Below are 15,784 nucleotides of genomic sequence, written 5' to 3' on the forward strand. Positions count from 1 at the left end.
TTCGGTAGGTTTCAAATTTTGCTTTACTGCACAATCTAGGGTGAGTGAGCACCTGCCACATAATTGGAAGAAGTGAGGCAGGTGCCGAGGTGGTTCTACGAACCATTTTATAATGACAGAGACGCGTTAAAACTTAGCGCTCAGGCTGAGATTGAAAGAGCGCCCTAGCCCGGGAAGTGGCGAGAGGATGCCTGTGTTGCGGTAATCCCCTAAAGATAGTCCACCGAGGGGGAGGAAATAATGCTGGTTCATCAGATTTTCGATGCTGCCCTCAAGCGTGAAGGCACGCCAGTGATACGTGCTGCCTATGTCAAGCAAGGCGTATCCCGGTGTGTGTGGTTCGTTTCGTAGGAGGTCTACAGTGCTTTTCTTTTTGACGAGTGTGAGTTCGGTATAGCCGCTCCATGCGCCGTAGGTTTCTTGGAATCGTACGGAGCCGTTAGTCGGCATTTGTTGGTATAGACCTGTATGTGTGATCAGGTCTTGCCCGCGTACCCAGTTGAGATGCGTATGGAGCACGGCCTTTCCGTAATGTGTTGTGTTCCAGAGTTGGATGAAGGCGTTGCTATTGATGCCGTAACTTTGGGCATTGTGGTTCGCGAAGGCGAGGGTGCGGCGACCATTGGCGAGTGTGGCAAGAGGCATGACGTTTATGTAGTGGTGCGTATAAGTGTAGTAAGGCTGTATCTGCACGCTCCAACGTTCGTTGCTTTTGTCGTGCCAGTGGAGTGTTGTGCTGACGGTATTAGCGATCTCTGGGGTGAGGTTGGGGTTCCCGACATAGCCATTCCCATCGCCGAACCAACCGATCATTTTCATTGCCATAATGCCGCGGCCCCATGCGTAACGTTCATAAAGGTTGGGGGAACGGGTTTTGCGGGCGTAGCCGCCTTCGAGAGAGAAGGTATCGGTTGCATCCCAGTGAGTGAGAGCGGTGACGTCAAAATTATAATCAGTCCGCCCGCGGGAAAGGGTGTTGAAGCGCTTTGCTGCCATAGCGTCTGCCATGTTCATCATGCCAGTCCATGAATATGGCGTAACGGGGCCTGTATTCATCATGATGATGTCACTGCGTAGGCCGAGCTCTGTGGAGAGGTGTGGCGTCCAAGCCGCATGCCATTCAGCATAATGACCGAGATGATTGCGGTGCCCATTATTGATATTATGGAACGTGTTGGGGCCCATCATCATGCTGCTTGGAATGGCGGGCCACCAATCATTGAGGCCACTATGCTCGAAGGAACTGCCGAGGCCAAGGGTTTGCTGGGAGGACAGGTTGATGGTGGTTTTTAGTGTGTAGCCTGCTGTTCGCCCGTCCGTGTTCATTGGCATCCCGCGGGTCGCGCTGTGCCCGCCTTTATCCGAGAGCATATTCATGGCGTGAGAGACGCGCTGCCAAAAACCGCTCGCCTCTAATGTGCCCCAATGGAAGGTGTTGGTGTATTTCCCATTAACAAAGGTCGATCGGTTATTGGTAAGGTCCATATATTGGTTGGGAAAGCCTTCATAAGGCGTGTCTTGTTGCCCTGCGGTGAGGGTGAAGAGTTGTGCCTCGTGTTGTATGCCTAGGGTAACGGCGTGGTTATAGGTTAAATAATTTGTTGACCGTACGCGCTGGTCCGCGCCACCCGCATGGTAGTCACTGGCATGGGCGTAAGAGCCAGTGTAGCGCAGGCTTAGCCAGTCATTTGCAAGGGTCAAAGAGCCGGACGCGCCCGATGCGCCACCGTTGCTACGATAGGTGCCGCGTGCTTCTCCCGTGATGAGGAGTTTTTCACTTTTAGAAAAAATGGGCGGTTTGCGCGTGATGGTGATGGTACCGCCAGTGTTGTCGCCGCCCTCACTGACGGAGGTTATGCCTGCAGTGGCAACAGCTGAGGATACAGAGTCCGGGTCGATATAAGACATGGCCGGGTTCATATGGTTTGGGCAGCCTGCTGACAGGCGCATACCATCCACAAAGGTTGCGACCCGGTCATCCGCCATGCCGTTTAAAACGGGAAGAGAAGAAATGCCGCCGGCTGAATAGGCACTGAACCCAAGGCTGTTATGTAGCAGTTTTGTGGTGTCTGCTGATGTGTTGTGCTGCCGTATGCCATTCACGGTGATTATTTCTACCGTGTCATGAGCGTATAGAGGGGCATGCTGGAGTGGCAATACGCAGCCGCATGCAAGTAGCGCAAGGCGGCAGCTATGGCGTGTGAAGGGATAAAACATTGAGTGAGCTTTCGATGAAACACGATCGATAGCTATGGATGCGCGTCATGAATGCCGTGTTTTTCCGGTGCATGATGCGTATCTAAAGCTGTGAGGAAGGACGTTTCAGGCGAAGGCGGGAGGGCCCGTTGCGGGTGGTAAGAATGCTGCACGCTGGGCGGGGATCAGGTGTGTAAGTTGTGGTGTGTATCGTGTGGGAATACGCAGTCGTGCGATGAGGAGCGCGATGATGGCGAGGCCAAGAATGATGACCGGTAGATGTAGTAAGGGGCATAACGGGCAGGAGGGGTTATTATGATGGTGATCATCATGCTGCGCGCTGGACGGCATGTGCATCATGGCGGAGCAGTGCACGTCCATATCATGCGTTTCTGGACCAATATGAAGGCCGGTAAGGCGTTCCAGCGTTATGCGGGGGGCTTCATCCGGGAGGGCTTGGCTTTGTAAGGTGAGTTGCCCACCCAATCCGAGCACAATACATGTGAGTATGATTGGCTGCCACAGGGCAGTTATCAATTCTCGGAATGATTGTGGTAGAACGGAGAGCAGGGTTTTATGTCCATGCGAGGAGGTGGTGAGGTTTTTAAAGAGATTTTTTCTTTCTTTGTAAAGTTTGAGTGTTAATTTTTTTGGAAAAATATAGAAAAAATTTAAAATATTGATTGTGATATTAGTATTATTCGGAAAATTTTATGATTTTGGACTTTTTTAGTCCTTTATTTATTGAAGAAATATTAAAAGGGTATTTGCTGTGTGAGAGTTTTTTTGAGCCCTTGCCGTAAGGGCAGGAGTGCATCATATTTTCAGAGTATAACGATTTCTCGTCTGGAAGGGCTGAGACGATGAACAACGAAGAACGTGAGCTAATTTCCCGCTTTGTTGCGCGTGTTGGTGGTGGAGCACAAGTGCAGCAGGGTGGTGCGTTTGGCTCTTTTGGTCAGCAGCAGGCGCCAGCACTGCCGCCGGTTGACCCGGAAGCTGATCGGTTTATTGCCGATAACTTCCAGCGGTATCCGGAAGCACGTTACCGTGTAACGCAGATGGCTGTTGTGCAAGAAGCCGCGTTGGCGCAGGCGCAAAACCGCATCCGTCAGTTGGAGTTTCAATTGCAGCAGGCGCAGTCTCAACTCGCGCAGGCGCAGCAGCAACGCGGTAATGCAGGTGGTGGTTTATTCGGTGGACTGTTTGGGGGGGGGGCGCGTCCGCAGCAAAATGCAGCACCCCCTCCGGGGTGGGGAGCGCAAGCGCCACAGATGCCACCACAGCCACAATATGGTTACCCACCGGGTTATCAGCAGGGCATGTTTCAGCGTGGTGGTTCTGGTTTCTTGGGGTCTGCGTTGACGACGGCGGCTGGCGTTGCTGGTGGTATGATGGCAGCCGATGCACTGGAAGGCTTGTTCAGCGAGCATCACCATGAAGGTGGCTGGGGCCAAGATGGTGGTTTCGGCGGTGGTGAAACGATCATCAACAACAATTATGGTGATGCAGGCCAAGATCCATTCGCTGGGTCAGGGACGGATGCCGGTGGCGGTTTCTCTGATTCCGATTTCGGCGGTGGTGGTTTTGGCGGGAATGATTTTGACGATAGTTTTTAATCGTTCGGTTTAATGTTGTGAGGCCGTCCAGTTTTGAACTGGGCGGCTTTTTTTATGTTCAACTCATGGTCGGTATATTGCGTTTATTGAGAGTTCATTGCTTGTGTACCGGAGGACGCCACGCATGTCAGGTTCTGAGATTAGTGCCCCAAAGTTTCATGATATTGTGGCGTTTGATGAGTTGGAAAATGGCATAATCCGTCCTTTTTCAGTGGCAGGGCAGAGCGTGGTATTGGTGCGCGATGGTGATGCTGTTTATGCGTTAGAGGGGCGCTGTCCACATAAAGACGCACCGATGGAGCAAGGGGCTTTTTGCCATACGGCAGAAGGTGAGGGGGTGGTGGTTTGCCCTTGGCACAAAGCTGTTTTTGCTGTGGTGGATGGTGCGTTGAAAGAGCCCGTCGCTCTTGATCCTTTGAAGTCGTTTCCTGTTGAACTGCGTGATGGACGGGTATGGGTGGGGACGGCGCCACAGGAACGCGCTGTGCCGGATGCAAAGCAAAGCGATGAACATGTTCTAATTTTAGGGGCGGGTGCGGCAGGTGTGACCGCAGCCGTGACATTGCGGCAAGAAGGTTTTGCCGGAACCATTACAATGGTCACGGAAGAAAAAGATTTGCCGTATGACCGGACGGCGTTGAGTAAAACGGTTCTTTTAGGGGATGGCTCTTCCGCCCGTGCGCCCGCTTTGCGTGAAGAAGAGTATTATCAGGCACATGATATTAATGTTGTGCATGCGTGTTTACGTTCGTTTGACCCGACCAGTAAGATGGCGACATTAACGAATGATGTGGAGCTTTTTGGAGATCATGTCCTGATTGCGACGGGGTCTATTCCTCGGCCGTTAAACCTTCCGGGAGATACGCTGGAGGGGGTATTTGCTTTGCATCGTGAGCATGATGCGGAAGTTATTGCTGCGCGGGTGCAAGATGATCATGCCGTGACGATTATTGGGGCGGGTTTTGTTGGTCTTGAGGTGGCGTCTTTATTGCGTCAGCGTGGGGTTGGCGTCACGATTATTACGCCAACGAATGTCCCGTTAGAGCGGCATTTGGGGCGTGAAATTGGCACTCGGTTGCGCCAGTTGCATGAAGAAAATGGTGTAGCGTTTGTGTCCGACGCGCATGTGGTCAAAATTTATGGTGAACAGCGTGCTGAAGGCGTTGAGTTGAGTGATGGCATGCGCCTGCCTGCGGCATTTATTCTTTTTGGTGCGGGGGTCGTACCTGCGTCTGAGCCTGTGGTGGGGCTGGAGCGCGATGATGAGGGCGCTGTCATTGTTGATGAGCGAATGCAGGCTGCGCCGGGGGTGTATGCTGCGGGGGATGTTTCCGCCACACGATATGGGGAAAAAACGTACCGGATTGAGCACTGGCGACATGCGCAAGCCCAAGGGCGGCAGGCTGCGCTGTCTATGATGGGACATATGGGGCGTTTACCAATGCCTTGGTTTTGGACGCAGCAATTTGGCAAGAAAATAGAAGTTCTTGGATGGGGTGAATCGTTTGATGCGGTGCATTTGAAGGGAGATATTCGCGGTTTCCATTTCTTGGCTACGTATACGCAAGGGGGCAAAGCCGTAGCGATGGCGGGTGCTGGCCATGCGGCAGAATTGGCGAAGGCAGCAGTTGATTTTGAGGCGTTTTTGCACGAAGAGGTGTGAAATTATACGACGTTTGGAAGAGAAACAGATGCTATACGCGTTTCAATGCGCTCCTGTGCTTGACATTGTAGGCGCTACCCGGCTTCCTGCGCCCAATTGTTTTGTTCCGACGTGTGTCGGTCGTTGCCAGTAAAGTCGAATGAGGTCTGTCATGCATCCCTATCGTACTCATGATTGCAGTGCCCTAAAAGCCGCAGATGCGGGGCAGACGGTCCGCCTTTCCGGTTGGATTCACAGTAAGCGTGACCATGGTGGGTTGTTGTTTATCGATCTGCGTGACCACTTTGGTATGACGCAGATTGTGGTGCCATCAGGCCCGGAATTGCTGGAAAAAGTTGAGCGTCTGCGCGTTGAAAGCGTGATCACTGTGACCGGTAAGGTCGTGCTTCGTGAAGATGGTCAGCGTAATGAACATCTGCCGACGGGTGAAATCGAAGTACGCGCAGAGGGCATTGAAGTACGCTCCAGTGCTGCGGTGCTGCCATTTCAGGTGGCTGGTCAGGAAAACTATCCTGAAGAAATGCGCTTGAAATATCGTTACGTAGATCTGCGTCGTGAGAAGATGCACCGTAACATCATGCTGCGCAGCAAGGTCATTGCGAGCATGCGTCAGCGTATGAATGATCAGGGTTTTACGGAATTCCAGACGCCTATTTTGACGGCGTCTTCACCTGAAGGTGCACGTGACTTCTTGGTGCCAGCACGTCTGCACCCGGGTAAGTTCTATGCACTGCCGCAAGCACCACAGCAGTTTAAGCAGTTGGCGATGGTGGCGGGTTTTGACCGTTACTTCCAGATTGCGCCTTGTTTCCGCGATGAAGCCTCCCGTGCGGATCGTAGTCCGGGTGAATTTTACCAGCTCGATTTTGAGATGGCTTTTGCCACGCAGGAAGATGTATTCGGCGTGTTGGAACCTGTTTTGGCGGGGCTGTTTGAAGAGTTCACGCCAGAAGGTTGGAAGATTACGGATGGTGCGTTCCCGCGTATCCCGTATAAAGATGCAATGCGCGACTATGGCTCCGATAAGCCTGACCTGCGTAACCCGCTTATCTTGAAAGATGTGACCGAAGCTTTTGCTGAGTCTGGCTTTGGTCTGTTTGCAAAGATTGCGGCTTCTGGCGGTCAAATCCGCGCAATTCCGGCGCCGGGTGCGGGGGATCGTCCGCGTGGGTTCTTTGATAAGCTGAATTCATGGGCGCGTGAGAACGGTGCCGGTGGTCTGGGCTATGTCATCTTCGAAGAGAATGGTGGTAAGGGCCCGATTGCTAAAAACCTTGAGGCAGATCGTCTTGAGAAGATCCGTGAGATTTGTGGTCTGAAGGCTGGCGATGCAGTCTTCTTTGCCGCGGGTAAGGGCGATGAGGTTGCGAAATTCTCTGGTGTTGTGCGCACCAAGGTTGCGACTGAACTTGACCTGATTGAGAAGAACGCGTTCCGCTTCTGCTGGGTTGTGGACTTCCCAATGTTCGAACTGAACGAAGAGACGGGTAAGGTTGATTTCTCACATAACCCGTTCTCCATGCCGCAAGGTGGGCTTGATGCGTTGAACACGCAGGATCCGCTGACGATTAACGCATATCAGTATGATATCGTGTGTAACGGTGTGGAATTGTCTTCTGGCGCTATCCGTAACCATTTGCCGGAAGTCATGCTGCGTGCGTTTGAAATCGCAGGTTATGGCCCAGAAGTGGTGGAAGAACGCTTTGGCGGTATGTTGAATGCGTTCCGCTATGGTGCGCCGCCGCATGGTGGTGCTGCGCCGGGTGTGGATCGTATCGTGATGCTGTTGGCTGATGAGCCGAACATTCGTGAAGTGATCTTGTTCCCGCTAAACCAGAGCGGTGAAGACCTGATGATGGAAGCACCTGCTCCGGTTGAGCCTGCACGCTTGAAAGAACTGCACCTTGCTTTGGATTTGCCAAAGCCGAAGCCTGCTCTGTCTAAGTAAGATTGGACTAAAGGTGTTTTTGGAGAGCGCGGTTCCGGATGGAGCCGCGCTTTTTTTCTGAGAAAAATTTATTCGAACATGCGACCGATGAGAGAGGCTGCTCCTGCCACGCCGCCTGCTTCGGCAGCATCTGTTGCGGTTTCTACGCCCATATAGGGGGCTAGTGCGTGGGCCAGGTTAGGCATGGTGAGTGTTTGTAGCCATACGCGGCCGGGGCCGGTGAGGCGTGCCATGAAGAAGCCATCGCCACCAAAAATTTTGTTGCGAATACCGGGGAGCATGGTGATGTCGAAGTTCACGCGTTCTTCAAACATGCCGACATGCCCGGGGTGAACGTCCAACTGTTCTCCCGGTCCGAGGTCAACGGGGATGATTTCTCCGCCGAGCATGGTCCAGAATTGGCCATAGCCAGAAATGCGTTGGAGGCGGAAACCATCACCACCGAAAATACCAGCGCCTAATTTGCGTTGAAAGCCGAGGTCTAGTGTCACGCCATCTGTGCTGGCCATGTAACCGTGGCGGTGGACCATATAGCTAGTTGTACTATCAACGGTATGTTCCACAATTTGGCCTGGAATTTTTGCTGCGAAAGATACCATGCCGGGGCCACCTTCGGAGAAAAACTCGGTCATGAATAAGCCCCCTCCGGCTATGGCGCGAGAGATTGCTCCGAAAAAGCCGCTATTTCCGGCGCCGGATGTGGTGGTGCGCAAAGAAATATTGGGTGTTTTCCATGAGAGTTCACCAGTTTCTGCAAACAGGCGCTCGCCGGGGTCAATCCGGATACTGAGAACGGGAAGGGTTGTGCCCTCTATCTTGCTTTGCATAGTCGGTTTCCATTGTTCTGCGTAGAACTATTGGTTGCATATCGTTCTCGTAATAGGGAAGTGAGTTTTGTCATATTGATCGTGGATTATGAGTATATTTCTCTTCGGAAGTATCTGGAAAAATAGATGTCAGCCTATGGTATCTTTACGTGCGAAGAGACGCTTTCCTAGAAAGGTATGGAGATATATTCTGCTCTGGCTGCAAAACCTTTGAGGGGCACTCATTATGAGGTGCTTGTGGCTTACGGCGAACAGACGTGCTTTGAAGGTCAAGGACCGGAAGGGGGCGCGGTGGTGAAGTTTCCAGACCGTGATGCGGCTTTATCTTGGTATAATGGTGAAGCCTATCGGGAATTGCGGGAGCATCGATTTCTTGGTGCGAAATATCAGGTTACTTTTTTGGTTAGAGTATAAAAGTCTTCTCTCTAAGACCAGTGACCGTCTAAGGAAGGATGTATTCGTTATTTGATTATATTCTTATTTATTATTTTAAAATTGTAGCCCATGCGGTGTGAGTGCCTGCATGGGCTGTATTTTAGGTGCTGCGTGCAGCTAGCTCTATGATCACAGGGACGTGGTCTGAACATTTCTCACGGGCGCGTTCATCGCGGTCAATGGTGATGCTCGTGAGGCGCTCTGCCGCGCGGGGGGATAGGAGAGCGTGGTCAATGCGCAGGCCAGAATTGCGCTGGAATGCAGCGGATTGATAATCCCAGAAAGTATAATATGGCCCGGTTGGATGCAGAGCGCGTAAGCCATCGGTTAAGCCTGTCCAGAGCAGGCGGCGGAATGCAGCGCGTGTCTCTGGACGGACGAGTGCATCACTTGCGGAGAGGGCTTTGGGGGCAAGGTCTTCATCGGTTGGACAGACATTATAGTCCCCGATGAACGCAAAACATGTATGCGTGCTTAGTAGCGTGCGTGCGCGCTCTGTCAGCCCGTCAAAAAAGGCCAGTTTGCGTGCATAGCCTTCCTCGCCGCCGGAATTTCCGTTCGGGAGGTAGAGGTTGCCTAGGGTGAAGCCATCACACTCGACCTCAATATAACGAGACGAAGGGTCCGTAACGCCGGGGAGGCCCGTCATGGTGACAGTGAGTGGGCGGCGGGAAATGATTGCCACGCCGTTATAGGCTTTCTGCCCCAGTATCGCGACGTGAAAGCCAGCCTCGGCAAATGACGTGGGGAACTGGTGTTCTTCGCACTTAATTTCTTGAAGCGCGAGGAGGGTGCAGTCCGGGTTACGGTCTAGCCAATCATGGACCAGATGGGCACGTGCTCGGATAGAGTTGATGTTCCAAGTCGCGAAGCGCAGCGGGGTATTGCTCACAGGATTTATGCCAATGAAAAGCTGGTGCCACATCCGCAAGAGGATGCTGCATTGGGATTGGTGACGGTAAAGTGAGCGCCCATGAGTTTGTCAATAAAGTCGAGTTCAGCGCCTTCGAGGAGGTCAAGGCTGGTTTCATCGACAATAACGTCAGCACCGTCTCGGGTGAGGCGATGGTCATCGGCATTTTGTGTGGTGTCGAGCTTGAATTGGTATTGGAAGCCATTGCAGCCACCAGCCAAGACCGCAACGCGTAGCGCAAGGCCTTGCGGGTCTGGTTGGGCAGCAATGATTTCGCAAATACGGGCTGCGGCGCTGGCAGAGATGGAAAAATTGGGTGTGTCAGACATGTGGAGGATATCCGTTCCGGCTGGTCCGTTCCGTGTGGTGGATTGAGGAGTAGCACACTCCCATATGGCGATGGAATGCGTAGAGACCAAGAGCTGGAGTTGCGTCATGCCGTATGGAGCGTAAAATGGGCTTGTCAGGGTTGTCCCTGACAGAGACCCAGCCGGTTCAGTTGGGTTGCTCAAGGCAAGGATGAAGACAAGATGCCGGCCATTTATGCTGTTCAAGACCGTGGCGCGCGTGGGCGTTTATTTGCAGAAGATGAAGGAGCAACGCGCTCCCCTTGGCAGCGCGATCGTGACCGGGTTGTGCATTCGACGGGTTTTCGGACGCTGCAATACAAAACGCAGGTCTTTATCAATCATGAGGGTGATTTTTTCCGTACCCGCCTGACCCATTCTTTAGAAGTCGCGCAGATTGCGCGCTCTATTGCGCGGAGTTTGGGATTAAATGAGGATCTGACGGAAGCCTTGGCGCTGGCGCATGATTTGGGGCACACGCCTTTTGGCCATGCGGGGGAAGATGGCCTCTCGAAAGTGATGCAGGATTGGGGTGGGTTTGATCATAACACCCAGTCTTTGCGTCTCGTGACCAAATTGGAAGCACGCTATCATACATTTGATGGCCTGAACTTGACGTGGGAAACGTTGGAGGGGCTGGCCAAGCATAATGGCCCAGTTTTGAATCCTACGCCGTATATGGCGGAGTATGATGCTATTCATCACCTGGATTTGCAGAGTTTTGCATCGGCAGAAGCACAGGTTGCGGCATTGGCGGATGATATCGCCTATCACGGCCATGATTTGGATGATGGTTTGCGGGCTGGGCTTTTGACATTTGAAGATATTGAAGACTTGCCGATTGTAGGCGAAGCGCTGGAAAAATCACGGGCTTTAGAGCGTGAAACGGGGCGTGGGAAGCAAGATCAGGCGCAGCGTGCACGGCATGAGACGGTTCGTTTGGTGATTAATGCGCTGGCTACGGATTTGACGGAGCAAACGCGCCGGAATTTGGAAGCGTTGAACCCCCAATCAGCAGATGATATTCGTCATGCGCCGCAGGCAGTCGTCGCCTTCAGTCCCGAAATATGGGAAAAAAATAAAGCGATCCGGACATTTTTATATGCGCGGCTTTATCGCCACTGGCGCGTGAACCGCATGGCGCGTAAAGCACGGATTGCTGTAGCGGAGATTTTTGAAACCTTAACAGATGAGCCAAGGCTCTTACCTGATCCGTGGCGTGACCGGGCCGAGGCTGCTGATGATAAGCAACTTCGCCGTTTAGTGGCCGATTATATTGCTGGAATGACCGATCGTTTTGCGATGGAGGAACATCGGCGGTTGACGGATCTCTCTGTGCTGGGTTGATAAGGCCACGCTTTTTTTGACGATGATAGACACAACAGGACTCGAACGCATCATGGACGCAGCTTCTTCCACCCTTACGACCGACTGCTTGTTCGCACAGACGCGCGAATTAGTGTGCACGGCTCTGCGCTCTGTGGTGCCAGATGTGCCTGATGCTGTGTTGGCACGAGTGGAAGTCACGCCACCACGTGATGCGGCACATGGTGATATGGCGACGAATGCAGCGCTGCTGGCTGCGAAGCCCGCGCGCCGTAAGCCGGTTGAGATTGCGGCGGACTTGGTTAAAGCACTGAGTGATTTGCCGATAATTGCAAAGGCGGAATCTGCAGGCCCAGGCTTTGTGAACATCACATTGAAGGCAGATGTTCTGCAGGACGTGACGCGTACGGTGCTGCGTGCGGAGAGTGCTTTTGGTCGTTCCCGTTTGGGGCATGGCACGCGGGTTAATGTGGAATATGTTTCAGCGAACCCGACAGGCCCAATGCATGTAGGGCATTGCCGTGGTGCTGTGGTGGGTGATGCGCTGGCTAACCTGTTGGAAGCGGCAGGGCATGATGTCACGCGCGAATATTACATCAATGATGCAGGGACGCAGGTTGTTGCCCTGACATGGGCTGTGTATTGGCGTTATTTGCAGGCTATTGGCACGGATATTGATGCAGAAACCTTTGGCAAGCTAACGCCAAATGGGCTGCAATATCAGGGAGAATATCTCATTCCGGTTGCTGAGGCGATTGCCGCAGAACATGGCCGCGCATTGGCTGCTGAAGATGGTAGCCCAGCTGACGTGTCCGTCTGGTTCGAAGTCGTGCGCCAGACGGCTTTGGTACGGATGATGGCTGCTATCCGTGAAGATCTGAACGCTCTCGGTATTGAGCATAAGGTTTTTGCATCGGAAGCTGAGACGCTGGCTTCTGGTTTGGTTGATGACGCGATTGGTCAGTTGGACGCTAAGGGCCTGCTTTATGAAGGTGTGCTTGAGCCACCTAAGGGTAAGACGCCTGAAGATTGGGAACCACGCCCACAAACGCTGTTCCGTTCCACGGATTTTGGTGATGATACCGACCGTGCGTTGCGTAAGTCTGATGGAACCAACACGTATTTTGCCAATGATATTGGCTATCACGCCCAAAAGGCACGCAATGCTGATGTGTTGATTGACGTGTTAGGTGCAGATCACGGCGGTTATGTCTCACGGATGCGGGCAGCTGTCTCAGCGCTGACAGAAGGTAAAACGGGCTTTGAAGTTGTGATGTGCCAGATCGTGCGCATCATGAAGAACGGTGAGCCTGTGCGTATGTCCAAGCGTGCGGGAACATTCGTGACGCTGCGTGATCTTCTGGATGAAGTTGGGCGTGATGCGGTGCGCTTCACGATGTTGACGCGTAAGGCAGATGCGCAGATGGAGTTCGACCTTGATGTGGTCGTGGCACAAACGCGCGATAACCCTGTGTTCTATGTGCAATATGCACATGCGCGTTGCCGTTCTGTCTTACGTTCTGCCGCGACGATGTTTGGTGCAGATGCACTGACGGCTGAAAGCTTGAACGGTGCGGATCTGTCTGGCTTGTCATCAGATGCAGAAATCGCGGTTCTACGCCGTTTGGCGGCCTTCCCGCGTACGGTTGAAGCAGCGGCAGTGGCGCGTGAGCCGCACCGTATCGCAACATATTGTGTGGATTTGGCGTCTGACTTCCATGCATTGTGGAACCGTGGGCGTGATGATGCAGCACTGCGTTTCTTGCATGAGAATGACCGTGCGTTGAGCTTGTCAAAATTGGCGCTGGTTTCTGCTCTTGCTCAGGTATTGCGTAATGCTCTGGCCATTCTTGGCGTGGAGCCGGTGGAGGAAATGTAATGGCAGATGGTGGTGACGGCTATCGGCATGATGAACCACCACGGCGGGATGATCTTCCTCGCCGCCCGTTAGGGGGAGGGGATGACCGTGGGCCTGCTGCACGGTCACCGGAGAGCCGTCCGCAAGGGCGTGAGCGGTTGAGCCAAGATTATGATGATGTGCCGTCTCGCCGTCGTGGCGCGGCACGTCCTGCGAATGCGGCGTCACCGGCTGGACAGGGGAAGGCAAAGGCTGCTGCTGGTGCAGGGGTTATGTCGTTCCTTGGAAGCGACCCGGCGACGCGTAAGCTGGTAGGTGGTGCTGTCGGTATTGGAGCGGTGTTGCTGGTTGCTGTTGGTGGCTGGAGTTTGGTTGGCAAGCATCATGGTGGTGTGCCCATTATTGGGCCGCCGCCTGGGGCTGTGCGCGAAGTTCCGGCAGATCCTGGTGGTATGCAGTTGATGGCCGGTGATGACAGCACAGATATGACAGGCAGCGGAGAAGCACACTTAGCTCCGGGACCAGAACAGCCTGATACGAAGGCTTTTGCGCGGCAGTACGGTGCGCCTCCGGAACCAAAGCCGGTGGCACAAAATACGGTTACGTCTCCTGCGGCTACGGCAGAGAAGTCAGCCGATGCATCGTCACTGAATACACAGCCGAAGGATGGTGTGGCACCTGACACAGTTGCTGGGGAGCGGACGCAATTGGCTGACGCTGCGTCCAAAGCCTCTTCTGCGCAGAGTGAGTCGCCTGCACCGGTCAAGCATGTATCGCCACCAGCGCCTGTGAAAGCGGCGAAGGTGGTAACACCGAGTGATGATGATGCGGATGCGGCCGAGACGCCTTCTTTGCCGGCTGTTCGGTCGGCGGTGACGTCCCGGCGGGTTTCTCCAGAGCGGGAGCGTATTATTCGGCAAGAGGTCGGGCCTGCTCCTGTACCTGCGCCACGCCCTGCTGTGGCAGCTCCATTGCCGCCGCCATCTCCTGTGCCGGAGAGTGATGATACGCCACACGCGGCATCGGGTAATGGGCATCATGAGGTGCAATTGGCTGCGCTCAATAGTGAAGCCATGGCGCATCATGAATGGGAGACCTTGCGCGCGCGTGCTGCAGGTTTATTGAGTGGGCATACGCCGCTCTTTGAGCATACGACGCAGGGAGACCGTAGTTTTGTGCGTCTCCGTATTGGTGGTTTTGCTGATAGTAAGGCTGCCCGTGCGTTTTGTGTGAAGCTGCATGCGCAGTCTATCGCGTGTACGCCAGCGCAATTTTGAGTGTGCTTTGAACGACGATACGCTCCACCTCACGCTGGATGGTTATGAGGGGCCTCTGGATTTGTTGCTTGAGTTAGCTCGGGCGCAGAAAGTGGACTTGGCTCAGATTTCCATTCTGCAACTGGTGGAGCAGTATCTTGCTCTAGTGGAAAAGGCGCGTGCTGAGGCACGTTCTTTTCGGCTGGAATTGGCCGCCGATTGGTTGGTTATGGCGGCGTGGTTGGCGTGGTTAAAGTCACGCTTGTTGCTGCCGGTAGAACAAAATGATGCCACGGCTGAAGAAGCGGCAGAATTATTGCAAGAGCGTCTGGTTGCGTTAGAGCACATGCGTGAAGCTGCCTTGTGGCTCGGAAAACAGCCCAAGTTAGGCGTTGATGTTTTTCGGCGGGGGGCTGGAGAAGATCATACTGAAATTGATCGATCTGGGTTGAAAGTAGACCTGACATCGTTGATCACGTCTTATCTGTCTGCACGTCGTAGAACGTTTAAGAAGCGTGTTTATACGCCCAAAATACGCCGATATTGGAGCGTGCAAGATGCTTTGGCGCGGTTAAAGGCCATGTTGTCAGATGGGGTGGGGGAAGAATGGTGCGCTTTGAATGCCATCGTGCCAGATATTTTCCCAGAAGAAGAGACGACTATTGGACGGCATGCGGCTCTGGCAGGTTCTTTAGTCGCAGGATTGGAAATGGCTAAAATAGGGCGTGTTCAGTTGCGGCAGGATGAGGCTTTTGCCGATATTCATTTTCGGAGTGTACCATGAAGGGCGCGAAGAGCATGAATGCAGCATGTTTGCTGGAGGCATTGATTTTTGCCTCTCCAGAGCCTGTGCGCCTATCAGCAATGGTAGATCTTTTGCGTTCGCAAGGTTTAGAAGCGCATGCTCCAGAAGTGCTTCTGGAGATACAAAAGCGTTTTGAGCATCATGCGATTGAATTGGTTGAGGTGGCTGGTGGCTGGCAGTTTCGGACACGTGCCGAATATGCGGGGGCTTTGACGCGGGTTATCGAGAAACCAAGGCGTTTGAGCAGGAGTACGATGGAGACGCTTGCCGTCATTGCATATCATCAGCCGTGTACGCGCTCAGAAGTTGAGGCTGTGCGCGGGGTCTCTTTAGGGCAGGCGGTGTTGGATGCGCTCTTGGAAGACGGTTTAGTGTCTCCCAAAGGGCGAAAAGATGTGCCGGGTCGGCCGGTATTATGGGGCACAACGGCGCGTTTTTTAGAAGTATTTGGTTTGTCTTCTCTGGCGTCTTTGCCGCGCCGGGAGGACTTCTTGCTAGACCGTGCGACGACAGAAGATACAGAAACGGTAGGAATGACGCGTGATCCGCAAGATGAAGGATAGGCGAGAAGGCCGTGAAGGGGTAGGGTTG

At 53.4% G+C, this 15,784-nt stretch carries 14 protein-coding genes; 9 read left to right on the forward strand and 5 right to left on the reverse strand.

The window, feature by feature from the left end; all coding sequences use genetic code 11:
* Positions 1-126: 126 nt before the first annotated feature.
* Positions 127-2,217: a TonB-dependent receptor gene (locus KB213_RS08570; protein WP_211682203.1), complete on the reverse strand. Its 2,091-nt coding sequence runs from the start codon at positions 2,215-2,217 to the stop codon at positions 127-129.
* Positions 2,218-2,322: 105 nt separating this feature from the next.
* A complete protein-coding gene (locus tag KB213_RS08575) occupies positions 2,323-2,691 on the reverse strand; it encodes a DUF2946 family protein (RefSeq protein ID WP_346266695.1) in 369 nt (122 codons plus the stop codon).
* Positions 2,692-3,059: 368 nt separating this feature from the next.
* Here KB213_RS08575 and KB213_RS08580 point away from each other — a divergent pair, with 368 nt between their 5' ends.
* The 3 genes from KB213_RS08580 to aspS all read left to right on the forward strand — a co-directional run bounded on the left by KB213_RS08580 (position 3,060) and on the right by aspS (position 7,426).
* Positions 3,060-3,815, forward strand: a complete 756-nt coding sequence (locus tag KB213_RS08580; protein ID WP_211682205.1) for a DUF2076 domain-containing protein — start codon at positions 3,060-3,062, stop codon at positions 3,813-3,815.
* A 124-nt stretch (positions 3,816-3,939) separates the two neighbouring features.
* On the forward strand, positions 3,940-5,478 hold the full coding sequence (locus KB213_RS08585) for an FAD-dependent oxidoreductase (RefSeq protein WP_249110392.1): 1,539 nt from the start codon (positions 3,940-3,942) through the stop codon (positions 5,476-5,478).
* A 151-nt stretch (positions 5,479-5,629) separates the two neighbouring features.
* Entirely contained in the window at positions 5,630-7,426 is a 1,797-nt protein-coding gene (aspS, locus tag KB213_RS08590; protein ID WP_211682207.1) for an aspartate--tRNA ligase, read from the forward strand.
* 68 nt (positions 7,427-7,494) lie between these two features.
* On the opposite strand, the gene KB213_RS08595 is transcribed toward aspS, so the two are convergent.
* A complete protein-coding gene (locus KB213_RS08595; protein WP_211682209.1) occupies positions 7,495-8,253 on the reverse strand; it encodes an AIM24 family protein in 759 nt (252 codons plus the stop codon).
* A 177-nt stretch (positions 8,254-8,430) separates the two neighbouring features.
* Between KB213_RS08595 and KB213_RS08600 the strand changes: the two genes are divergently transcribed.
* On the forward strand, positions 8,431-8,667 hold the full coding sequence (locus KB213_RS08600) for a DUF1330 domain-containing protein (protein ID WP_249110400.1): 237 nt from the start codon (positions 8,431-8,433) through the stop codon (positions 8,665-8,667).
* A gap of 121 nt (positions 8,668-8,788) precedes the next feature.
* Here KB213_RS08600 and KB213_RS08605 read toward each other — a convergent pair whose 3' ends face one another.
* Together KB213_RS08605 and KB213_RS08610 are read right to left on the reverse strand one after the other, a co-directional pair.
* Positions 8,789-9,613 carry an exodeoxyribonuclease III gene (locus KB213_RS08605; RefSeq protein ID WP_211682213.1) on the reverse strand — a complete coding sequence of 275 codons (825 nt, stop codon included), beginning with the start codon at positions 9,611-9,613 and terminating at the stop codon, positions 8,789-8,791.
* Entirely contained in the window at positions 9,586-9,930 is a 345-nt protein-coding gene (locus tag KB213_RS08610) for a HesB/IscA family protein (RefSeq protein WP_211682215.1), read from the reverse strand. The genes KB213_RS08605 and KB213_RS08610 overlap by 28 nt, the downstream gene beginning before the upstream one ends.
* Positions 9,931-10,131: 201 nt before the next feature.
* Between KB213_RS08610 and KB213_RS08615 the strand changes: the two genes are divergently transcribed.
* The 5 genes from KB213_RS08615 to scpB are packed head-to-tail and all read left to right on the forward strand — an operon-like array spanning position 10,132 to position 15,756.
* Positions 10,132-11,295: a deoxyguanosinetriphosphate triphosphohydrolase gene (locus tag KB213_RS08615; RefSeq protein WP_211682217.1), complete on the forward strand. Its 1,164-nt coding sequence runs from the start codon at positions 10,132-10,134 to the stop codon at positions 11,293-11,295.
* 52 nt (positions 11,296-11,347) lie between these two features.
* Positions 11,348-13,153 carry an arginine--tRNA ligase gene (gene argS, locus KB213_RS08620; protein WP_211682317.1) on the forward strand — a complete coding sequence of 602 codons (1,806 nt, stop codon included), beginning with the start codon at positions 11,348-11,350 and terminating at the stop codon, positions 13,151-13,153.
* Positions 13,153-14,409, forward strand: a complete 1,257-nt coding sequence (locus tag KB213_RS08625) for an SPOR domain-containing protein (RefSeq protein WP_211682219.1) — start codon at positions 13,153-13,155, stop codon at positions 14,407-14,409. The genes argS and KB213_RS08625 overlap by 1 nt, the downstream gene beginning before the upstream one ends.
* Positions 14,410-14,416: 7 nt before the next feature.
* The gene (locus KB213_RS08630) at positions 14,417-15,172 is read left to right on the forward strand and encodes a segregation and condensation protein A (protein ID WP_249110402.1); all 756 of its coding nucleotides are present in this window, start codon (positions 14,417-14,419) and stop codon (positions 15,170-15,172) included.
* A complete protein-coding gene (gene scpB, locus KB213_RS08635; protein ID WP_211682223.1) occupies positions 15,169-15,756 on the forward strand; it encodes an SMC-Scp complex subunit ScpB in 588 nt (195 codons plus the stop codon). The genes KB213_RS08630 and scpB overlap by 4 nt, the downstream gene beginning before the upstream one ends.
* Positions 15,757-15,784: the final 28 nt, after the last annotated feature.

Source organism: Neokomagataea anthophila, from assembly GCF_018122595.1.
GTDB classification, from domain to species: Bacteria; Pseudomonadota; Alphaproteobacteria; order Acetobacterales; family Acetobacteraceae; genus Gluconobacter; species Gluconobacter anthophilus.